The organism is Synechococcus sp. HK01-R (genome assembly GCF_014217855.1).
GTDB lineage: Bacteria > Cyanobacteriota > Cyanobacteriia > PCC-6307 > Cyanobiaceae > Synechococcus_C.
In genome coordinates this window covers 1935179-1955079 of the sequence record NZ_CP059059.1, presented here as the reverse complement: position 1 = coordinate 1955079, position 19901 = coordinate 1935179, and the positions used below count along the sequence as shown (strand labels likewise).

The window sequence follows — 19901 nt, the reverse complement described above, 5'->3', positions numbered from 1 at the left end:
TCACCTAGCTCATGGCTCCGAGCTGTTCCTCAGCCCAGTCTGAAACCGTAAAACTTTCCACCGCAGACGTCATTTTTTCCATCCTCAAGATCTGCTCTTCTGGTGGCATGGAAAGGGCAATATCAATGGCTTCATCCATTTTTCTATGTGAGTAAGGATTGGTTAGCACAGCACCATCGAGTACTACAGATGCCCCAGTAAACTCTGAGAGGACAAGAACGCCATCTTGCCCTTTTCTTGCAGCTGCATATTCTTTTGCTACGAGATTAAGACCATCTCGTAATGGAGTGATCCAGCAAATGTCCGACCGAGTAAACCAAGCAATCATCTCTCTATAAGGTATTCTTCTTGTAGAGAATCTTACTGGCACCCAATCGATCAGGCTAAAGCGTCCATTGATCCTCCCTGCCATCTCTTCAATTGATCTCTGCGTGTCCTCATAGATTTTCATGCCGCTTGCTGCTGAAACACACGCCAACATCAAAACGACCCGTCCATGAAGTTCTGGCCGACGCTCAAGTAATCGTTCGAATGATAGCAAGAGTTCTTCATTCCCTTTTGTGTAGTCAACTCGGCTAGCTGACAAAATTAGCTTTCTACCCTTACGTGTATCTTCTTCAATCTGTTGAGATAATTTTTTGATCTCTTCTTCATGAACAAGCTCCTGAATTAAGTCTGGCGATGTTCCTACAGGTGAAGATAATAATCTAATTGTTCGACCGTTATATTCCAGCACCTGCGTTTCAGATGGTTCGCTCAAAGCCGTTCCTGATTCAAGAAATCTTGCACCTACAGGTACTTTTGGCCCTTTCTTGGCACCAATGAGGCAGCTTGCTGCACGTGCAAAATTTTCTGTATATCTCGGTATATGAAACCCGACAACATCGCAGCATAAAAGGCTTTTGAGAATTTGGTCGCGCCAAGGCAAGATAGAGAACACGTCATTGCTTGGAAAAGGAGTATGATGAAAAAATGCAATCTTCAGATCTGGACGCTGCTCTCGAATCATTCCAGGAGCGAGCCAAAGGTTGTAGTCATGGACCCAGACAATTGCACCTTCAGCCGCCTCTTCGCAGGCCGCATTGGCAAATCGTTGATTCACAGTTTCAAAAATTCCCCAGTCTGCATTATTGACATCGAAGTAAGTGGGGAACGTATGAAGGATTGGCCAGAAAGATTCCTTTGAGGTAACGTGATAAAAGCTATTGATTTGTTTGCTATTTAGAGGGATTCTCTTGAGCACAAATGGTGCTGGATTTGACATCAGTGTTCGTTGGACCGAATCATCATTTTCTTCATTTACTTCTCTCCAGGCAATCCATGTTCCGTCGAGATTGCTCAAGAATAAATTTCTCAGTGTAGGTATTATGCCATTAGGACTTTTTTGGTCAGCCCATTGAATTCTTCCTTCTGAATCAACAACCGCATCGAAGGGAGTTCGGTGATACAGAAGGATGAATGAACTTGTGCCCTTTTTGCTCGCCATGAAAATCCATCTCCGAGGCTGCCCTTGAGAGGACAGCCTATGTAGGCCTTCTTCTACCTTTCCCTAATTTGCTCTGCTTGTCAAACTCGTCGATTTTGTTGGCATGCGGTCTGAAGTGTTCTGAGCACCTCACGTGCGTGTCCGACGGGGCGAACACCTGTCCAGCTCTCCGAGAGCACTCCTTCTGGGTCGATGAGGAATGTATGGCGCATCGAGTATGGCGGCATCCATGACCCATAGCGTCGGCTCACAGCTCCGTCTGGATCTGACAGCAAGGGAAAGTCAAGACCTTCACTGGTGCAGAAGGATTCATGCTCTTCCAAATTATCCGCACTGATGGCAACGATGCTGGCCCCCGCTTGATCAAATTCGTTGACGAGACTTTGAAAGCCATGCGCCTCAATCGTGCATCCTGATGTGAAATCTCTTGGATAAAAGTAGAGAACGAGCCAGCGTCCCTGAAAGTCATTTAGAGACCAACGTTTTTGATCAGGATTGGTTCGGTCGGTTCCTTCCAGGTCAAACATTGGCGCAACGCTGCCAATGGCAGGCATTGTTCCACCAAGGGCTTGAGCAGACCTTCCACGGCAAAAAAAAGCTCCACCGACAACTAGTAGTCGGAGGAGCTGACGACGGTTGAAGTTCATTGGGTCTGGACCTGACTGCTTGACCCTAGGAGCAATCAGATCTTGCTGAGATCAATACCAAGTGACTTGGCATAAGCGCCAAGACCTTTCTTCTGAATCGTTTTAAGAGCGCGTGTCGTGATACGCAGGTTGACCCAGCGCTTGCCCTCCGCCCACCAAAGCCGACGCTGCTGCAGATTGGCCTGCTGCAGTTTCTTGGTGCGGATGTGAGAGTGGCTCACCGCCATGCCGTTGTTGGCGCGTGTTCCGGTGAGTTGGCACACCCGAGACATGGTCGAATCCTCTATTGATCTGCGGTCCGTTAGGACCAAACCAGGATTCTAGCAAAGCAGGGGCTCAGCCCCCCCTCTCCATCAGTGCTGCCAACAGTTTCGTGCTTCGTCGCTGAAGACCGTGGAGGTCCTGAGGATCGAGGCCTCCGACGCTGAGCTTCGCCATGTCGTAGAGGTATGTGGCCAGATCCCTTGCAAGGACCTTGCTTGGAGATTCCGCGCTGGACGAGGTCAGCACAGCCCCCGCCTCCAGCTTTTGCAGGCCTTTCACCAAGGGGTGATTGCGATTGACCACAAGCACGTGGTGCTCTGGTAACCCTGGTAGGCGTTGGTCCATGAGCGCCCCGATGTCGTTCAGCCTGCGCATTTGCTCAGGGAGCAAAATCAGGGCGGCAGGTGCATCCAGACCACCCCTGAGACCCTGCACTTGAATGGTGACTTTGTCATTGGACAGCGCCTCCTTCATTAACGCTCTCAATGACTCACTTTGTGTTTCTCCATTTTGATCGGCAAGTTCCTTTGATTCGTCACGGAGCGACTCATCGAGTTCTGAGTCCACTCGCTGGAACTTCAACTCTTGATGCCTTGCCTCAAGCCATGGGATGAATTGGCTGTCGATGATGCTATCCGCAAACAGCACCTCAGCTCCTTGCTCTGTCCAGAGATTAAGGGCAGCTGATTGGGCAATTTCATCACTGCAATAAAGGATGCGTTTTGATTCGCTTCCTTCTTTTTGTCGAGAGCAATAAGCCTCCAGTGTCGTGAGCTCTCGACCGGAGTCCGATTGCATGACGGGGGCATTGCCCTCTGAGGTTTGATGATGGCTTGTACCAAAGATGACAATCGATTCAACCTGGTCCGCAAATTTTTCATCCTCCATAGCTCCGATTTTGATGAAGGGTGCGAGTGAATCCCATGCCTGTGCATACTTACTGGGATCATCCTTCATCAGTGCCTTCAGTCGGTCAGCAATCTTCTTGGCGACGAAATTGCCAATGGACCGAACTCTCCGATCTGTTTGAAGAGCACTCCGACTTACATTTAATGGGATATCGGGAGAATCAATGACACCCCTAAGTGGTAGCAGGTATCGAGGGACAATTTCCTTGATCGAATCGCTGACAAACACTTGGTTGCAATAGAGCTTAATCTCTCCATTCTCCCAATCGGCTCGACCACTGATTTTGGGGAAATAGAGAATGCCTTGGAGTGAGTATGGGTAATCGGTGTTGAGGTGAACCCAAAGCAAAGGGTCGCCCTGGAAAGGGTAAAGGTAACGATATAACTCGATGTAATCTTCGTCATTAAGTTCTCTAGGGCTCTGACGCCATGGAGCCTTTTGCTTGTTAATTGATTCTCCTTCCAGTTCTACTGCGACTGGCATGAAATCGCAATACTGCTGGATGAGTGTACGAAGTCTTGCTGGTTCTAGATACTCAAGCTCGTCCTCAAGCAAGTGGAGGATGACGTCGGTTCCAGGTTCGCTTCGTTCCGCCTCTGACAACGTGAAACTGGGCGAACCGTCACAGGTCCAGCGAACCGCTTGGCTATCAGGTCGTGCTGACTTGGTAACCAGTTCTACTTCACGTGCAACCATGAAGCTGGAATAGAAGCCCAAGCCAAAGTGTCCAATAATCGCATCTTGTTCTTGTTTGTATTTTTCAAGAAAATCCTCGGCGCTTGAAAAGGCTACCTGATTGATATAACGCTTGACTTCATCAGAAGTCATGCCAATTCCATTATCGCTAAAAGTAACTGCTTTCTTCTCACGGTCGATTGTCAGCTTTATCAGTCCGTCTGGGCCCTCGCTGCAATCACCCGCCATCGAAGCCATCCTCCGCTTGTTGATGGCATCGGCAGCATTGCTTACGAGTTCTCTGAGAAATACTTCATGGCCGGAATAGACAGCCTTTTTGATGATTGGAAATATATTTTCAGTGTGGATCTGGATCTGGCCTTGTTCCAGCATCACATTTAATAGCGAACTTGCTTATGGTATTACTTGCGAGTTACGCGGTTCAAGCCAGTGGTTGGCGAGGTTTCCGTACGTCCTAGGGTCGCTTCTGGAGGTCGGCTCGTTCCTCGGCAAGAATCGCACCCTCAACTGGACACACCTGAAGGCAGATCCCGCAATCAATGCAGGTGTCAAAATCAATCCAGTAAAACTCTGTGCCTTTACGGTTGCGCCCCTTGCCGGGTTGTATACAAGCGACAGGGCAGGCGTCAACGCAATCTGCAATGCCCTCGCAGACATCAGTGACGATCGTATGAGCCATGCGTTTGAACGAGCAGTCGGAATTCTAGTGAGTCAGCCACCTGAGTTCGCTGCAGCAACGCTCCTGACAGACCTGTTCAGCAGCCTCACGGCTCACTAGAGGCCCCAGCATGACCTCAGCGGTGACGCCCTCCCGATGCAAGCCCCTCTGAACTTCTAGAGCGTCCTCGAGACTTGTCGTGTCTGAATAAGCGATCAGAACCTGTGTCAATGATTGACGAGCAGCTTGAGCAGCACCGGGTAGATCACGGACATCATCGAGACAGAAGCTAAAGCCGAGTCCACTGGCTTTCTTCCTTGCGGAATCAAAGCGCGCCACAAGGGTGTCGTAACGACCACCCCTTGCAATCACGACGGGTGCGGAGTGCCCCTGGCAGACCAACTGGAAGACCAGGCCGTCGTAGAGCCCGTAATGCGGTTGGAAGCTGGGATCCAACTGAAGATCAATCCCTCCCCTCTGCGCAAGAGGAGACAGGTGTTTAAACATCCTTTCCAGATCCTTGAGCACAGGTTGAGGACCAAAGCATCGACGCTCCTCCTCCAGGACCATGGATGGTTCTCCCCTGAGATCGAGCTGTCTTAACAGCCGCTCATGAGCCTGTGGTTCGAGACCTAACCGTTCCAGTTCAAGGCGATCCAGTTCCGTCAAAGCCGTTTTCACCTGGTTCCGTTCTTCGCCTTTAAACGGGGACAGAATCAGATCCATTAGGGCGGCATGGCCAACTAAGAGCCGTGCCTGATGCCTTGGTTTCAAACCAAGGCTCTCCGTAGCGGCCATCAAGAGTGAAAGCAGCTCGAGTTCCCCATGGGGAGATGGTGCACCAAACAATTCCACGCCGCTATGCAGCTTTTCCTCAATGCACTGGCGCCCCTCATCAGCCTGCCGACTCTCAAACACAGTGCCTGAGGCCCAGAGGCGGAGCGGACGCGTCCGTTGAGACAAGCGAGTGCTTGCTGCCCTTGCAATAGACGCGGTCATTTCAGGTCGCAAGCCCAAGGGCTCGTCGGCGACCAAGCGGACGATCTCTTGGCTGGCGATTCCCCCTCCAGCCTTGAGGGTGTCAATGCGTTCCACGCGAGGGGGGGAAACCTCCTCGTAGCCCCACAGTCGATATACGCTGGCGAGCCGTTCACGGAGCCAGTGGTTGTGCTCCACCTGCTGTGGATTCAGATCGCGAGCACCCGTGGCAGGTTGAAGGGCCATCCAAAGGGCAGTGACATCCCTATCAGGATCCCATGGACCCGATTTCAGGAGCTCCATAACCAGCCCCATCCAACGGCCTGACCTTGCTCAGTTCATCGGTGAGCAGAGTGTGGATGGACTGGCCAGTCGCAATCACGTTCCCGGAGTGCAAGTCAAATGGTTCGCTCCGATAACCGCTGACCAGACCACCGGCTTGGCGTACCAAGGCCACTCCCGCAGCAAGATCCCAGGGAGCGAGTCCTCGCTCCCAGTACCCATCGAGTAGACCTGCAGCGACGAACGCCAGGTCGACTGCTGCGGCGCCACCTCGCCTGACCCCTCGTGTTCGATGGGTTAGCCAACAAAACTCTGCGTAGTTGTTGTCTAGGCGGTTGTGGCGGTCGTAGGCGAAGCCTGTAACGAGCAGGGAATCCTCAAGACTCTCGCAACGGCTCACAGCAATCGGCTTGTCATTGCAGAAAGCTCCCAGCCCTGGACAACAGTGGTAGGTCTGGTGGAGGTAGGGAATAGAGATTGCGCCGAGCAGGGGCGTTCCCTTCCAGCAAAGGCCCACTGAGGTCGCAAACAGTGGATAGCCGTGCGCGAAATTGGTGGTGCCATCCAAGGGGTCAATGACCCATTGCAGCCCCTCTTGTGGTCCACGGCTTCCTGATTCCTCAGCGAGAACTCCTACCTGTGGGGTTTCAGACCTCAGAAGTCTGATCACCACCTCTTCTGCTTCGAGATCCGCGGCGGTGACTAGGTCACCGACTCTCCCCTTGCAACGAATATCGGAAAGGTTTCCGTAGTGCGACTGAAGAACGGTCCCACCAGCGTCGGCTGCCCGGCGAGCAAGACGGTGGAGCTCCTCTATCGCTTCATGGTTGAGCCCAGCCTCGTCCAATACGGCTGCAGGGTTGGTGGTGTCCATCATCAATCCTCGTCGAGGGGCAGTCCTGGTCGTACGCGTCCTTGGCCAAAGTGCCTTCCGAACTGCAGTTCATAGACCTCATCTTCATCCTGGGTCTCTGCTTCCAGATCGGCTGTGGCCCTGGCCACGCAAAGTAATCCGTAGCCGCTACGACGAAGCTCACGAGACAGTCCCATGGCCTCCCGTTGATCCAGTGAACCGCTGATGACACGGACTGCGCAGGACGTGCAACAACCATTGCGGCAGGAGAACGGCAGTGGATCCCCCTGGGCCTCGAAGCTCTGGAGGATGTACTCCCCCTCAGGCACGTCATGACTGATTGTGCGCTGCTCTTGTCGCCAGTGGATTGTGATCCTGTGTTTCCGTTGCATCGCCGGTGTCGACTGAACGCCCTGCTACATTCTCACTTGCCCCACCTAGCCGCTGGAGAGGTGGCCGAGTGGTCGAAGGCGCAGCACTGGAAATGCTGTATAGGGGCAACTCTATCGAGGGTTCGAATCCCTCCCTCTCCGCTTCAAAAACCGGCCCTCGGGCCGGTTTTTTTGTACAAAAAAACCCCGGGGAACCCGGGGTCCAGTCTGAATGACACCCAATCCACCCGGTGGGTCAGCCGAACCGGCCCGACACATAGTCCTGAGTGGCCTGCTGGGTAGGTGCGTTGAAGATTTTCTCGGTTTCGTTGAATTCCACCAAATAGCCCACTTTCCCTGAACCACCTTCCTGAGCTTCAGCGTTGTAGAAGGCCGTCATGTCGCTGACTCGTACGGCCTGCTGCATGTTGTGCGTGACAATCACGATGGTGAAGCTTTTCTTGAGCTCGTGCATCGTCTCTTCGATCTTCAAGGTAGAGATGGGATCGAGTGCCGAGCAGGGTTCATCCATCAAAATGACTTCAGGCTGAATGGCAATGGTGCGAGCAATACACAGCCTTTGCTGCTGACCACCAGAGAGGGAGTAACCACTTTCATTTAATTTGTCTTTGCATTCGTCCCAGACAGCTGCTTGACGAAGGGAACGCTCAACAAGTTCGTCCATGTCGCCGGTGTAGCCGTTGATGCGAGCACCGAAAGCGATGTTTTCGTAAATACTCTTCGGGAAAGGATTTGGTTGCTGGAACACCATACCGATCCGTCGTCGGACCTCAACGGGATCCACGGAGGGGTCATAGAGGTCAGCTCCATCAAAGACAACGCGGCCTTTCAGAGAACAACCCTCAATGAGATCGTTCATGCGATTCAAGGCTCGCAGAACGGTTGACTTGCCGCAGCCTGAAGGGCCAATAAACGCAGTTACTTTGCCGCGGGGTATCTCGCAATAGACATTGCGGACAGCTTCATAGCTCCCGTAGCTGATCGTTACGTTTTGAAGAGAAATACAGGTATCATCTGACACCTGTTGACTGTTGGTAGGAGTGGAGAGTGTCATGACTCAAGAGTTAAGGAGGTGTCAGGATTGAAAAGGAACAGGCTTTCTAAACGCTCACTTTGAAGCGAAGCGCCCAAGCCAGCGTGCCAACAGATTCATCGCAAGGATGAACACAACGAGCACGAATGATGCTGCCCAGGCCAACTCGTTTTGAGCTTCGTAGGGCATGATCGCAAAGTTGTAGATCAGAACTGACAAGCTTGCAATCGGATTGAAAATCCCTTCAGGCCAAAACGGCGAGAACAGCGCCGTGAAAATCAGAGGTGCTGTTTCACCGGCTGCACGGGCGATGGATAGAACCACTCCCGTTGCGATTGGAGTGAACGCCGTCGGAAGAGTGATCCGCACCACCGTGACGAATTTGGAGGCGCCGACTCCTAGTGCTCCCCGTCGAAGATCATCTGAAACAAGTTTCAGACCTTCGTCGGTGGTTTTAATGACTGTTGGCAGCATCAGGATTGAGAGTGCAAGGCCACCAGCGAGAGCACTGTAGGAATTGCCAAACAGAATCCTGGTAGAGACGATCACACCATAAATGAAAACACCGGCAATGATTGAGGGAACTCCGGATAAGACGTTGGTACCGAATCGAATGAACTGAGCAAAGGAACCACCTTTGGAATATTCGGCAAGGAAGATGCCACCGCCCACGCCGACAGGGATGGCGATCAGCCCAGCGATGATCGACACGATGATCGTTCCGATGATTGCGTTGGCGATACCACCGCCTTCAAGGCCAGGAGGAGGCGGGAGCTCTGTAAATAGGGCGAAACTCAATTTTCCGCCGCCTTTGATCAACACATAGCCGAGCACCAGCACAAGAGGCAGGACGGCAATACCAGCGAAAAGCCCCGCGAGAAGCGTGAGGAAGCGACTTTGGATATTGCGGCGCAGTCCAGGCCGATAGCTCAGGTCGGGGACTGCACGAGTAGGAGTGGATAGGGTCATGGTGGGAATCAGTACTTAAGGCTGAGACGCTTCACCAACCACTGGGCGAAGATGTTGACCGCAAGGGTCAGAATGATCAACACGAAGGCGGCATACATCAAGGAAGACACCTGACTGCCATCGGCTTCGCCGAATTGGTTGGCAAGCATGGCAGCAATGGTGTTTCCAGGTGCAAGCAGCGACCAACTGAAGTTATTGGAATTGCCGATGATCATGGTGACGGCCATGGTTTCTCCCATGGCACGACCTAAGGCCAACATCACTCCGCCAACAATTCCAGACACGGCTGCGGGCAGCATCACGTTGAATATGGCTCCCCATCGTGTTGTGCCAACTCCGTAGGCCGCCTGTCGAAGCTTTGTCGGCACCTGATTGAGAGAATCTCTGGCAATGGCCGTGATGATTGGAAGAATCATCACCACAAGAATGAGAATGGCTGGGGCCATACCGGGGCCCATCGGAGGTGAGCTGAAAATCGGAATCCAGCCAAACGCGGTGTTCAACCAGGTGAGGAATGGGCGAAGAAAAGGCTCCAACACGAAGATCGCCCAGAGACCCAGCACCACGGAAGGGATGGCTGCCAGCAACTCCACCATGACGCCGATGACCTCGCGGATCCTCAGCGGAATGATGTTTTCGGTGATGAAGATGGCCGTACCGACACCAAGGGGAACAGCAATCGCCAGGGACAGCAGCGATGTAACGATCGTTCCGTAGATGGCGGTGAAGGCACCGTACTGATCATCCACTGGGTTCCAGTCCGATGTGACCAGGAACTTCCAGCCGTAGCGGCCCATCGACTCGAGGGACCCCCAGAAGACCACGATGAGGATGGCGAACAGAACGATGGCCACCATCGAGGCAAGGGCGATGGCCAGGTTCTTGAAACTGACGTCAACAAGCTTCTCAGAAGCTGGACGACGCCTCAGGAGGTATTGCTCCCTTGGGTCAGAGGTCATTCCCTGCTGCAACAAACAACTGAAACGTAACGGTGCAGAGGGGGCTTGATCACTAAGGTCGCTTTAAAGGGCGGGCAACATCCCGTCCATCCCTGCTTGGGCAGGGGGGTTGCAGTCGGTAGCGTGGGCTCGACCAACAGGTGGATATGGGCCGGATCGTCGGGATTGACCTAGGGACCACCAATTCCGTCGTGGCCGTGCTCGAGGCCGGCCGCCCTCAGGTGATTGCCAACGCCGAGGGCACCAGGACCACCCCTTCGGTCGTGGGATTTACGAAGGATGCAGAGCTGCTTGTTGGCCAGTCGGCCCGCCGTCAGTTGGTCCTGAATCCCCGCAACACGTTTTCAAACCTGAAGCGATTTGTCGGTCGCGCCTGGGATGAGCTCGATGATTCCAGCCTGACGGTCCCTTACACGGTTCGGGCGAATGAGCAGGGGAACGTGCGCATTGCCTGTCCGCTGACGGAACGCGAGTACGCCCCTGAGGAGTTGGTGGCCAACATCCTCCGCAAGCTCGTGGATGACGCCTCGACCTACCTGGGTGAGGCGATCGAAGCAGCGGTGATCACTGTTCCGGCCTATTTCAACGATGCCCAGAGGCAAGCCACCCGCGATGCAGGACGCCTTGCAGGCTTGCAGGTCGAGCGCATTCTCAATGAGCCGACTGCAGCGGCCTTGGCTTATGGGTTCGATCGCAGCGCTGTCAGGAGGGTCCTGGTCTTTGACCTCGGTGGAGGCACATTTGATGTCTCACTGCTGCGTGTGGCGAATGGTGTCTTTGATGTGAAGGCCACCAACGGCGACACGCAGCTGGGAGGAAACGACTTTGATCAACGCATCGTCGACTGGCTTGCAGAGGAGTTCCAGAGCGCTCATGGCATCGATCTGCGCAGGGACCGTCAAGCCCTTCAGCGATTGACTGAAGCTGCGGAAAAAGCCAAACAGGAGCTTTCCGGAGTCACCACAACCCCGATCTCTCTTCCCTTTATCGCCACGGGTGCAGATGGTCCTCTTCACATCGAAACCAATCTCGAGCGCGCAACCTTTGAAGGCCTTTGCCCGGATCTTTTGGATCGCCTGTTGACACCTGTCCAAGGTGCTCTGAGGGATTCAGGATGGTCTGCGGAGGATATTGATGACGTCGTTCTTGTGGGAGGGAGTACCCGCATGCCGATGGTGCAGCAGCTGGTCAGAACCCTGATTCCTCATGACCCTTGCCAATCGGTTAATCCCGACGAGGTTGTGGCCATCGGTGCGGCTGTTCAGGCCGGAATCCTCACCGGTGAGTTACGTGACCTTCTGCTGAATGACGTCACACCTCTGTCTCTTGGACTTGAGACGGTGGGTGGCTTGATTAAGGTGTTGATCCCACGGAATACCCCAATCCCGGTTCGCCAGTCCGATGTCTTCAGCACATCAGAAGCCAATCAATCCTCGGTTGAAATCCACGTCTGGCAAGGGGAGCGGCAGATGGCTGCCGATAACAAATCACTAGGGAGGTTCCGACTGTCTGGAATCCCACCGGCACCACGTGGCGTCCCTCAGATTCAGGTTGCTTTTGACATCGATGCCAATGGCATTCTCCAGGTGAGTGCCACCGATCGCACAACGGGGCGTAAGCAATCGGTCACGATTCAGGGTGGTTCTGCCTTGAATGAGGATGAGCTGAAGGCTCTGCTCGCCGAAGCCGAAGAGCGCGCTGATGAGGACCGTCGACGCCGCGCGGCGATCGAACGCCGTAACCGGGCCATGACCCTGGTGGCGCAGGCTGAACGACGTCTGCGCGATGCAGCACTGGAGCTTGGCCCCTACGGAGCAGAACGCCAACAGCGTGCTGTTGAGATGGCCATGCGCGATGTCCAGGACACCCTCGAGCAGGAGGATCTGCAGGAGCTTGAACTCAGTGTGAGCGCACTTCAGGAGGCGCTGTTCGGACTGAACCGACGGCTTGCAGCTGAACGGCGCCAGGACGCCAGTCCGCTTCAAGGAATTCGCAACACCCTTGGTTCCCTGAAGGACGAATTATTCGCTGATGACGATTGGGATGATGACCCGTGGGCTTCTCCACGCAGGCGTCCCGGCGATCGCTATGGATCAGGTCGTCAAGGTTTGGATCCCTGGGACGATGACCCGTACCGCTGATACCGATTACTGGTCGTTGCTGGGACTGCCCCCTGGCAGCGATGGCGATTCGCTCAAGCGTGCCTTCCGCCGTGAAGCACGGCGTTGGCATCCCGATCTCAACGGCAATGACCCCAAAGCCGAGGAACGTTTCAAGCTGGTCAACGAGGCCTACGCGGTTCTCAGTGACCCCTCGAAACGCAGGTCCTGGGAATCAGGTCAGCAACCTTCAACGCTCTCAGATGACCCTTTCGCAGAAGGGTTCCCAGATTTTCAGGACTACCTGGCTGTGGTGCTTGGAGTCCCAGAACCGGCCAGGGAGCGAAGGCCAAGGGATGCGCAGGATGACGCCAGTGAACACGCTCGAGGGTCATGGCCAGCAACTGCTGAGCCCCCACCACCGCCTCCTGTTCAGGCGACTGAAGATCTCGAAACCACGGTCGATCTCACGCCCGATCAGGCCTTGCAAGGAACAGCTGTTGAGCTCGAACTCTCAGATGGAACCGTTGTCGAGGTGCAGACCCCACCCTTAGCGGGTGATGGCTGGCGACTGCGGCTGGCAGGGGTGGCTGGCGGCGGTGCCGATCATTTCCTGCAACTTCGTGTGCAGACAGAGGAAGGTTTGCGGGTGGATGGTCTGCGGGTTCTCTACCGACTGGAACTGCTGCCCGCCGATGCAGCCCTTGGCTGCGCCGTTGACATTCCCACCCTCAGTGGTCCGGTGACCCTGCAAGTTCCCCCAGGCTCGTCCAGTGGGCGATTGCTGCGATTGCGGGGGCGTGGACTCAGTCTGAATGAACGGCGCGGCGATCAACTTGTGGAGATCGTTGTCGTGATTCCCTCCAGCCTCAGCGAGGCGGAGAGAGCGCTTTATCGGCGGCTGCAGGAACTGGCTCTAGACCCCGAGGACTGACTGTTGGCCCCATGGCAGTGAGAGACTGCCGAAGCTCGACTTCAGACCATGCTTGTGCACGTGCTCCTCTACGACGCCGGGGGAGACAGTGAGGGGATTCATTCGCTTGAGCTCGCCGGGTCAACCGTGGTGCTCATGTTTGAGAATCGCGATGATGCCGAGCGCTACGCCGGGCTTCTTGAGGCCCAAGACTTTCCTGTGCCGAACATTGAGGCGATCGATCGCGAAGAAATCGAGATCTTCTGCCGTCAGGCTGGTTATGAGGCCCGTCTCGTTGAACGTGGGTTTGTGCCCACGACAGACGAAGAACGGCTTTTGCTTGCCCCACCCTCGGCAAACAGGGATGTCAGCGGTTGGGAGGATGAACCAGGAGGCCAAAGCAGCCCACCGGTCGAACAGACCGACGAACTCGAGGAGTTTCGTCGTCGCCTCGAGAACTTGTTATGAGCCGTCATGACTGAATCCACGTCCCGTCGAGACTCGATCACCCCTTCAGAGGATCGCGGTCATCTCATGACGGAACAGGCGAATCCAAGAAGCACTGATCTCGATCGACTCAGCACTGCTGAGCTTGTTGAGCTGTTTGTGAATGAGGATCGACGCCCTCAGGAAGCCGTTGCTGCGGCAAGCCAGTCACTCACAGACGCTGTTGATCAAATCGCCTTGCGGCTGCAAGAGGGGGGGCGGCTCTTCTATATCGGAGCGGGAACCTCGGGCAGGCTTGGGGTCTTGGATGCCGCGGAGTGTCCCCCTACCTTCTGCAGCCCCCCGGAACTGGTTCAAGGAGTTCTGGCTGGTGGATCACCTGCACTGTTGCGCAGCTCTGAAGGGCTGGAGGATCTCCGGCAGGCAGGGATTGACGACCTTCAATCAAGGAATTTTAAGGCCGCTGACTGTCTCGTCGGCATTGCCGCAGGCGGAACCACCCCCTATGTGCTGGGTGCACTCGACTGGGCACAATTGCTTGGAGCGCTCACCATCGCCATCGCGTGCGTCCCCAGCGATCAAGCCCCGATGCCCTGTGCCATCGACATCCGTCTGCTGACTGGGCCGGAATTGTTGACGGGCTCCACCCGATTGAAAGCGGGTACGGCCACGAAGATGGCCCTCAACATCCTGTCGACCGGTGTGATGGTGAAGTTGGGAAAGGTCTACGGGAACAGGATGGTGGATGTAGCCGCCACCAACAGCAAGTTGGTGGACCGTGCCCTCAGGATGCTCCGAGATCTTGCTGGCGTTACCAGAACTGAAGCAGAAGAGCTTCTGCAGCAGAGTGGTGGCTCCGTGAAGCTGGCGCTGCTGATGGCGGCCTCCGGTCTATCGACAGAGGAGGCAGGCAACTGCTTGGAGGCTCATCACCATCAACTTCGTGCAGCGCTCGATCGATGCGGGGTCAGCCTTTAATACGTGGCTCCCTGGGTTAATTTTCACCGAGGGAGCCCCAGTAAGGAGCCGTCAACAGATCCAGTTTCCGACGCGTTTCTTGAGGGACAGCCTGCGGTGCAGTCATCAACGCATCCTTGAGTGCCGTATGGGCAACTGATTCGGGGAAGGACTCGCGCAGCGACTCCATCAGCTGTTGAAGGATGGGTCCTGTCGCCATGGCGTTGGCACGAAGGTTGCCAACCACCATTTCCACAGAAACGGCATCGTGATCGTTGTGCCAGCAATCAAAATCGGTGACCATGCTCAGTGACGCATAGGCGATCTCGGCCTCGCGAGCAAGGCGAGCTTCCGTGTGGTTGGTCATCCCGATGACATCACATCCCCAGCTCCTGTAAAGCTCACTTTCAGCTCGGGTTGAAAATGCAGGCCCCTCCATGCAGAGATAGGTGCCACCACGATGCAAATGGTGCCCCGCAGGCATCTGCGCCTCCGCTGCCCTGGCCAGACATTCACTCAGTCGCTGGCAGAAGGGTTCAGCAAGACTCACATGGGCCACGCAGCCATCGCCAAAGAAGGATTGGGGACGTTGCATCGTGCGATCGATGAATTGAGAGGGCACCACCATGTCGCGAGGGCGGAGGTGCTCCCTTAGGGAACCAACAGCTGAGACGGAAACGAGCCAACGCACCCCCAAGGAGCGCAGCGCCCAAACATTGGCGCGATAGGGCACTTCACTGGGCAACAGGTGGTGCTGGCGACCATGCCGCGCAAGAAACACCACATCCACGCCATGAAGCCGACCCAGGCGAAACTGATCGGAGGGGGTACCAAACGGTGTATCGATCTGAACTTCCTTGACCTCAGAGAGGCCATCGATGGCATAGAGACCACTGCCTCCGATCACCCCCACCCGGGCGTTCTCAAAGGGAGCTGGGAGTGCTGAAGCGCTCATGTCTGATTGATGACCAAGCCGGTCCCCATCATCGCCTGCGTACGATTCAACTTTGCGATCAGCCCCTTGACGACTGTTCTGATGGAGACGGACGCCGGCCAGATCAGGCTGGAGTTGTTCGATGCGGACGCCCCAAACACGGTGGCCAATTTCGTCAAGCTGGCCAACGATGGCTTTTATGACGGTTTGGCCTTCCATCGCGTGATCGATGGATTCATGGCCCAGGGCGGATGCCCTAATTCACGGGAAGGAGCCAAGGGCATGCCCGGTACCGGGGGGCCCGGCTACACGATCAACTGTGAAATCAACAGCCGCAAGCATGTAGCTGGTGCCCTGTCGATGGCTCATGCCGGCCGCAACACCGGGGGAAGCCAGTTCTTCATCGTCCATGAAGCTCAGCCCCATCTGGATGGTGTTCACACTGTTTTCGGTCAAACAGGTGATCTGGAGGTCGTTCTGGCCCTCCGCAACGGATCCCGCATTGAAAAAGTGACGGTTCAGGAGGCCTGATTACAGATCGCCTGAGTTAGGTCCACTGGAGCAGCAAGGGTTCACCCTGCTCGAGCTGCTCCAACACCTTTCCTTGGCGAAGCTCCACTAAAGAGCCTTCTCTGCGATCGAGCCGTTGGGGCGGGTGATCCAGTTGCTCGGCCCGTCCAGTGCTGTAGAGCCCGATGCGTCGGGTGTGTGTCCAGAGGGCCAGGCCCGAAAGCAACTCCTTGAGACGGGCTGCACGCTGCGATTGATCTGGGGGATCACCCTCGGAGAGCTCGGCGAGTCGCCAGGCCAACTGCGGACGCTCCCAGAGCGCGAGGAGCCTCGGAGCGCTCACAGGCAGAAGCGCAAAGCCAAGGCGCTGGGCCAGGGCATCCGCATCGGCTTTCACATCAATCAGCGAAGCCCCATCGGAATCCCCATCCCAGCTGACCACCGTGGCGATATCACTGATCCAGTGGCCAAGCTTGTCTCGCTTGACCGCCAGGTACTCAGCATTGTGATCACCGGGGCTGATCACCAGAGGCACTCGGTCAACAACCTCAAGTCCATAACCACCGAGTCCAGCAATTTTGCGGGGGTTGTTGGTGAGCAGACGAAGTCTGTGGATCCCTAGATCGCTGAGAATTTGCGCACCAACTCCGTAGTTGCGTAAGTCGGCAGGAAAGCCGAGTTTCTCATTGGCTTCAACCGTGTCGAGGCCACCATCCTGCAGGCTGTAGGCCTTGAGTTTGTTGATCAGGCCAATGCCTCGGCCTTCCTGTCGCAGATAGACCACGACGCCCTCGCCCTCGGCTTCGATGCTTCGCAAGGCAGCTTCTAGTTGGGGGCGGCAATCACAACGGAGCGAGCCAAAGGCGTCACCGGTCAGGCACTCGGAATGCATCCTGACGAGGACTGGTTCCTTGAGGTGCTCGGGATCACCCTTGATGACCGCCACATGCTCACTGCCATCGAGTTGGTTTTGATACCCAATCGCCTGAAAGGACCCAAACAAGCTGGGCATGACGGCATGGGCCTGGCGAACCACGAAACGCTCGTTGTCCAGTCGATAGCGGATGAGGTCGGCGATACTGATCAATCGCAGATTCCACTGGGTGGCGTAGGCACGCAATTCCGGAAGCCGCGCCATCGAGCCATCGGGGTTCTGGATCTCGCAGATCACACCGGCCGGATTCAGGCCTGAGAGCTTGGCCAGATCCACAGCTGCTTCGGTATGGCCCGCTCGTTTGAGCACGCCTCCTTGACGGGCACGCAGGGGAAAGATGTGCCCTGGTCGGCGCAGATCGGCAGGGCGGGCATCCGCTCGTAAGGCCACCTGGATGGTGCGTGAGCGGTCTTCTGCGGAGATGCCGGTTGAGACTCCATGCTCAGGACCAGCATCAATACTCACTGTGAAGGCGGTCTGGTTGGCATCGGTATTGCGATCAACCATCAGGGGCAGGTCGAGAGCGTCAAGGCGCTCGCCTTCCATGGAGAGACAAATCAGACCCCGGGCGTGGGTCGCCATGAAGTTGATCTGATCGGGGGAGGCGAACTGGGCCGCACAGATCAAGTCACCTTCGTTCTCCCGGCGTTCGTCGTCGACGACGACAACACACTCTCCGTTGCGAATCGCCGCCAGTGCATCGGGAATGCTGTCAAATCGGATGGATGACAGGTCTTCAGTTGCGTGTGAGGTGCTCAGCGGGCCTGTGACATAAATCTCCACTCATTATCGACACCGGTACGATCTGGCGAAGACTGACTGCCGAAGAGAGAGCGGTTGATGGACAACATTCCTCCGGGACGGCCTGGCATGACGTCAGCCACGGTCGCTGTGATCGGTGCCTCCGGGTATGGCGGCCTACAAACTCTTCGATTGCTTGAAGGCCACCCAGGTCTGAAGGTCTCCTTGCTGGGGGGTGAACGGAGCGCTGGAAAGCGTTGGAGTGAGGTCTGCCCCTTTCTCCCCCTTCAGGATGACCCTGAAATTGAGGCGCCCGATCCTGATCGCATCGCCGACCGTGCTGACTTCGCCTTGCTGAGTCTCCCCAACGGGTTGGCAAGTGATCTGGTGCCAGCCCTTTTGAAGCGTGGTGTCAGGGTCGTTGATCTCTCTGCCGATTACCGATACCGCTCTCTGGACCAGTGGTCGCAGGTCTATGTCCACGAAGCATCCCAACGCCAGCGTCAGGACCATCAGCTCTGCGAAGAAGCGGTGTATGGCCTCCCTGAATGGAATGGGCCTGCCATCGCTGACGCCCGCCTTGTGGCTGCTCCTGGCTGTTTTCCCACGGCAAGCCTGCTTCCGTTACTGCCGTTTCTGAAGCAGGGACTGATCGAAACCGAAGGCTTGATCATCGACGCCAAAACAGGAACATCCGGTGGAGGACGAGCGGCCAAGGAACATCTCCTCCTAGCCGAAGCGTCCGAATCCATTTGTCCCTATGGGGTGATCGGTCATCGACACACCTCAGAGATTGAACAGTTGGCGACGCAAGCGGCCGGTAGCGAAATTCAGCTTCAGTTCACGCCACACCTTGTGCCAATGGTTCGTGGACTGCTGGCCACTGTGTACGGGCGTCTTCGCGACCCAGGTCTCACCGCAGATGACTGCACCACGGTGTTGGAGGCCTTTTATCGACATCACCCGTTGGTCAGGGTGCTCCCCGTCGGCACTTATCCAGCCACCAAGTGGGTCAAGCACACCAACCGGGCTCTGCTCTCAGTCCAGGTGGATCACCGAACGGGTCGGATTGTTCTGATGGGCGCCATCGACAATCTGATCAAGGGGCAGGCTGGCCAAGGCGTCCAGTGTTTGAACTTGATGGCTGGCTTCCCTCCAACCACAGGATTACCTCTGGCTCCCTTCTATCCCTGAGCGCGCCACTGCTGAGCAGCGAGAGCGACGGCCCAGGGCAACAAGCGGTGCTCCTCGCGCCTGATTCTCTCCGCCAGTGAATCCTTGTCATCAGTTGGGAAGATCGGCACAGCTGCCTGGGCAATCACGGGTCCTGAATCGACCTCTGGTGCCACCCAGTGGGCGCTGCAGCCAGTGATCTTCACTCCGGCCTCGAGGGCCTGGCCAATCGCATCAACCCCTCGAAAGCTGGGGAGAAGAGACGGGTGCAAATTGATCAATCGCCTTGGGAAGGCGTTTATCAGCACGTCAGTCACAATCCGCATCCAACCCGCCATCACGATGGCTTCGACCCCAGCATCACGAAAACAGGACACCAGGGCATGATCGAGTGCCTCTCTGGTGGGGTACTCACGATGGTCAAGAACCAGGGATTGAAGCCCTAAGCGTTCCGCTCGCGTTCGAGCGCCACAGTCGGCCTTATTGACCACGAGGAGATCGACCTTGCCATCCACACGACCGTCGCGACAGGCATGCACGAGAGCCTCCAGGTTGCTTCCCCTGCCAGATGCCATGACCCCCAACCGCAGGGGGGGATCAAATTGTGGCCAGTGGGTGGCAGGCGGCGACAGAAACGCACAAGAGGATTCCCCGTTCGTGTTCTGCTGGCTAGGGTTTTGAAAAGCGGGCATTCGGCTCATGTCCCATCTCTCCATCCTGCCCACCGCCCTGGACGATCCTGAGCGCTTGCAGGTTGTGCTTCAAGAACAGGGATACAAGGTCACGCGTCGGACCATCCTTTTCACCCTGGGCTCAGGCCAGATTCCCGTTGAGGTCCTGGCAAGCAAGGGCTCAATCCGCTTGGGTTGGCGTCAGCTTCCAGGACAGCAGTGTCTCGACTTGGTGACAGACCTGGGCCATGACGCTGCCCAGCCTTTCTATCAACAACAGCTGAGTCAAATCATCCGCCGTTATGCACTGCATCAGGCCATGACCAGCATTCCAGGGTTGCAGGACCAGGGCTACACCGTGGAAGCACCCCAGGACTTCGCGGTCTCCCGTTGATT

At 55.9% G+C, this 19901-nt stretch carries 21 protein-coding genes and 1 tRNA gene; 8 read left to right on the top strand and 14 right to left on the bottom strand.

From position 1 onward, the window contains the following. Window positions 1-4: 4 nt before the first annotated feature. From ggpS to H0O21_RS10315, 8 genes are all read right to left on the bottom strand, one after another. Window positions 5-1486, bottom strand: coding sequence for a glucosylglycerol-phosphate synthase (ggpS, locus tag H0O21_RS10350; protein WP_185189619.1), 1482 nt, complete (start codon window positions 1484-1486; stop codon window positions 5-7). An 80-nt stretch (window positions 1487-1566) separates the two neighbouring features. After that, a complete protein-coding gene (locus tag H0O21_RS10345; RefSeq protein WP_185189618.1) occupies window positions 1567-2133 on the bottom strand; it encodes a peroxiredoxin in 567 nt (188 codons plus the stop codon). A gap of 35 nt (window positions 2134-2168) precedes the next feature. Further along, window positions 2169-2405: a 50S ribosomal protein L28 gene (gene rpmB / locus H0O21_RS10340; protein WP_131455311.1), complete on the bottom strand. Its 237-nt coding sequence runs from the start codon at window positions 2403-2405 to the stop codon at window positions 2169-2171. A gap of 64 nt (window positions 2406-2469) precedes the next feature. Next, a complete protein-coding gene (gene htpG, locus H0O21_RS10335) occupies window positions 2470-4374 on the bottom strand; it encodes a molecular chaperone HtpG (protein WP_185189617.1) in 1905 nt (634 codons plus the stop codon). Between the two features lie 82 nt (window positions 4375-4456). Then, window positions 4457-4681 carry a ferredoxin family protein gene (locus tag H0O21_RS10330; protein WP_131455309.1) on the bottom strand — a complete coding sequence of 75 codons (225 nt, stop codon included), beginning with the start codon at window positions 4679-4681 and terminating at the stop codon, window positions 4457-4459. A gap of 24 nt (window positions 4682-4705) precedes the next feature. Further along, window positions 4706-5884, bottom strand: coding sequence for an ATP phosphoribosyltransferase regulatory subunit (locus H0O21_RS10325; protein ID WP_185189616.1), 1179 nt, complete (start codon window positions 5882-5884; stop codon window positions 4706-4708). A 22-nt stretch (window positions 5885-5906) separates the two neighbouring features. Beyond that, the gene (locus tag H0O21_RS10320; protein WP_185190993.1) at window positions 5907-6794 is read right to left on the bottom strand and encodes an inositol monophosphatase family protein; all 888 of its coding nucleotides are present in this window, start codon (window positions 6792-6794) and stop codon (window positions 5907-5909) included. Between the two features lie 2 nt (window positions 6795-6796). Then, complete coding sequence (locus H0O21_RS10315; RefSeq protein WP_185189615.1) at window positions 6797-7165, bottom strand: 2Fe-2S iron-sulfur cluster-binding protein; 369 nt, start codon at window positions 7163-7165, stop codon at window positions 6797-6799. 54 nt (window positions 7166-7219) lie between these two features. Here H0O21_RS10315 and H0O21_RS10310 point away from each other — a divergent pair. Continuing rightward, window positions 7220-7306 (top strand) — tRNA-Ser (locus H0O21_RS10310). A gap of 94 nt (window positions 7307-7400) precedes the next feature. Here the strand turns inward: H0O21_RS10310 and pstB are convergent. From pstB to pstC, 3 genes are read right to left on the bottom strand one after another with little or no spacing between them, the layout of a single operon-like run. Further along, window positions 7401-8219: a phosphate ABC transporter ATP-binding protein PstB gene (pstB, locus tag H0O21_RS10305; protein WP_185189614.1), complete on the bottom strand. Its 819-nt coding sequence runs from the start codon at window positions 8217-8219 to the stop codon at window positions 7401-7403. Window positions 8220-8273: 54 nt separating this feature from the next. Continuing rightward, window positions 8274-9167 (bottom strand): phosphate ABC transporter permease PstA, encoded by an 894-nt coding sequence (gene pstA / locus H0O21_RS10300; protein ID WP_131455304.1) that lies wholly within the window; start codon window positions 9165-9167, stop codon window positions 8274-8276. Between the two features lie 8 nt (window positions 9168-9175). After that, on the bottom strand, window positions 9176-10126 hold the full coding sequence (gene pstC, locus H0O21_RS10295; RefSeq protein WP_131455303.1) for a phosphate ABC transporter permease subunit PstC: 951 nt from the start codon (window positions 10124-10126) through the stop codon (window positions 9176-9178). Window positions 10127-10272: 146 nt separating this feature from the next. Here pstC and dnaK point away from each other — a divergent pair, with 146 nt between their 5' ends. The 4 genes from dnaK to murQ are packed head-to-tail and all read left to right on the top strand — an operon-like array spanning window position 10273 to window position 14563. Next, the gene (gene dnaK / locus H0O21_RS10290) at window positions 10273-12267 is read left to right on the top strand and encodes a molecular chaperone DnaK (RefSeq protein ID WP_185189613.1); all 1995 of its coding nucleotides are present in this window, start codon (window positions 10273-10275) and stop codon (window positions 12265-12267) included. Continuing rightward, entirely contained in the window at window positions 12251-13159 is a 909-nt protein-coding gene (locus tag H0O21_RS10285) for a DnaJ C-terminal domain-containing protein (RefSeq protein WP_131455301.1), read from the top strand. The genes dnaK and H0O21_RS10285 overlap by 17 nt, the downstream gene beginning before the upstream one ends. 48 nt (window positions 13160-13207) lie before the next feature. After that, window positions 13208-13606, top strand: coding sequence for a DUF3110 domain-containing protein (locus tag H0O21_RS10280; protein ID WP_185189612.1), 399 nt, complete (start codon window positions 13208-13210; stop codon window positions 13604-13606). 6 nt (window positions 13607-13612) lie between these two features. After that, window positions 13613-14563 (top strand): N-acetylmuramic acid 6-phosphate etherase, encoded by a 951-nt coding sequence (murQ, locus tag H0O21_RS10275; protein ID WP_255440987.1) that lies wholly within the window; start codon window positions 13613-13615, stop codon window positions 14561-14563. Between the two features lie 16 nt (window positions 14564-14579). Here the strand turns inward: murQ and mtnP are convergent, their stop codons facing one another. Continuing rightward, window positions 14580-15497: an S-methyl-5'-thioadenosine phosphorylase gene (mtnP, locus tag H0O21_RS10270; RefSeq protein ID WP_185189611.1), complete on the bottom strand. Its 918-nt coding sequence runs from the start codon at window positions 15495-15497 to the stop codon at window positions 14580-14582. 81 nt (window positions 15498-15578) lie between these two features. Here mtnP and H0O21_RS10265 point away from each other — a divergent pair, with 81 nt between their 5' ends. After that, window positions 15579-16007 (top strand): peptidylprolyl isomerase, encoded by a 429-nt coding sequence (locus H0O21_RS10265; protein WP_185190991.1) that lies wholly within the window; start codon window positions 15579-15581, stop codon window positions 16005-16007. 16 nt (window positions 16008-16023) lie between these two features. On the opposite strand, the gene ribBA is transcribed toward H0O21_RS10265, so the two are convergent. Beyond that, the gene (gene ribBA / locus H0O21_RS10260; RefSeq protein WP_185190990.1) at window positions 16024-17643 is read right to left on the bottom strand and encodes a bifunctional 3,4-dihydroxy-2-butanone-4-phosphate synthase/GTP cyclohydrolase II; all 1620 of its coding nucleotides are present in this window, start codon (window positions 17641-17643) and stop codon (window positions 16024-16026) included. Window positions 17644-17790: 147 nt separating this feature from the next. Here ribBA and argC point away from each other — a divergent pair, with 147 nt between their 5' ends. Beyond that, a complete protein-coding gene (gene argC, locus H0O21_RS10255) occupies window positions 17791-18855 on the top strand; it encodes an N-acetyl-gamma-glutamyl-phosphate reductase (protein WP_185189610.1) in 1065 nt (354 codons plus the stop codon). Here the strand turns inward: argC and purN are convergent. Continuing rightward, complete coding sequence (gene purN / locus H0O21_RS10250; RefSeq protein WP_255440986.1) at window positions 18846-19409, bottom strand: phosphoribosylglycinamide formyltransferase; 564 nt, start codon at window positions 19407-19409, stop codon at window positions 18846-18848. The genes argC and purN overlap by 10 nt on opposite strands. 124 nt (window positions 19410-19533) lie before the next feature. Here purN and H0O21_RS10245 point away from each other — a divergent pair, with 124 nt between their 5' ends. Further along, the gene (locus tag H0O21_RS10245) at window positions 19534-19899 is read left to right on the top strand and encodes a DUF1257 domain-containing protein (protein WP_185189609.1); all 366 of its coding nucleotides are present in this window, start codon (window positions 19534-19536) and stop codon (window positions 19897-19899) included. Window positions 19900-19901 lie beyond the last annotated feature (2 nt).

Bases quoted from the DNA above. Each gene is read 5' to 3' on its own strand.
- pstC (WP_131455303.1), bottom strand. From the start codon at position 10,126: ATGACCTCTGACCCAAGGGAGCAATACCTCCTGAGGCGTCGTCCAGCT.
- htpG (WP_185189617.1), bottom strand. From the start codon at position 4,374: ATGCTGGAACAAGGCCAGATCCAGATCCACACTGAAAATATATTTCCA.
- H0O21_RS10345 (WP_185189618.1), bottom strand. From the start codon at position 2,133: ATGAACTTCAACCGTCGTCAGCTCCTCCGACTACTAGTTGTCGGTGGA.
- H0O21_RS10330 (WP_131455309.1), bottom strand. From the start codon at position 4,681: ATGGCTCATACGATCGTCACTGATGTCTGCGAGGGCATTGCAGATTGC.
- pstA (WP_131455304.1), bottom strand. From the start codon at position 9,167: ATGACCCTATCCACTCCTACTCGTGCAGTCCCCGACCTGAGCTATCGG.
- H0O21_RS10245 (WP_185189609.1), top strand. From the start codon at position 19,534: ATGTCCCATCTCTCCATCCTGCCCACCGCCCTGGACGATCCTGAGCGC.
- dnaK (WP_185189613.1), top strand. From the start codon at position 10,273: ATGGGCCGGATCGTCGGGATTGACCTAGGGACCACCAATTCCGTCGTG.
- purN (WP_255440986.1), bottom strand. From the start codon at position 19,409: ATGGCATCTGGCAGGGGAAGCAACCTGGAGGCTCTCGTGCATGCCTGT.
- pstB (WP_185189614.1), bottom strand. From the start codon at position 8,219: ATGACACTCTCCACTCCTACCAACAGTCAACAGGTGTCAGATGATACC.
- rpmB (WP_131455311.1), bottom strand. From the start codon at position 2,405: ATGTCTCGGGTGTGCCAACTCACCGGAACACGCGCCAACAACGGCATG.
- argC (WP_185189610.1), top strand. From the start codon at position 17,791: ATGACGTCAGCCACGGTCGCTGTGATCGGTGCCTCCGGGTATGGCGGC.
- mtnP (WP_185189611.1), bottom strand. From the start codon at position 15,497: ATGAGCGCTTCAGCACTCCCAGCTCCCTTTGAGAACGCCCGGGTGGGG.
- H0O21_RS10265 (WP_185190991.1), top strand. From the start codon at position 15,579: ATGGAGACGGACGCCGGCCAGATCAGGCTGGAGTTGTTCGATGCGGAC.
- ggpS (WP_185189619.1), bottom strand. From the start codon at position 1,486: ATGGCGAGCAAAAAGGGCACAAGTTCATTCATCCTTCTGTATCACCGA.
- H0O21_RS10325 (WP_185189616.1), bottom strand. From the start codon at position 5,884: ATGGCCCTTCAACCTGCCACGGGTGCTCGCGATCTGAATCCACAGCAG.
- H0O21_RS10320 (WP_185190993.1), bottom strand. From the start codon at position 6,794: ATGGACACCACCAACCCTGCAGCCGTATTGGACGAGGCTGGGCTCAAC.
- murQ (WP_255440987.1), top strand. From the start codon at position 13,613: ATGACTGAATCCACGTCCCGTCGAGACTCGATCACCCCTTCAGAGGAT.
- H0O21_RS10280 (WP_185189612.1), top strand. From the start codon at position 13,208: ATGCTTGTGCACGTGCTCCTCTACGACGCCGGGGGAGACAGTGAGGGG.
- H0O21_RS10285 (WP_131455301.1), top strand. From the start codon at position 12,251: ATGACCCGTACCGCTGATACCGATTACTGGTCGTTGCTGGGACTGCCC.
- H0O21_RS10315 (WP_185189615.1), bottom strand. From the start codon at position 7,165: ATGCAACGGAAACACAGGATCACAATCCACTGGCGACAAGAGCAGCGC.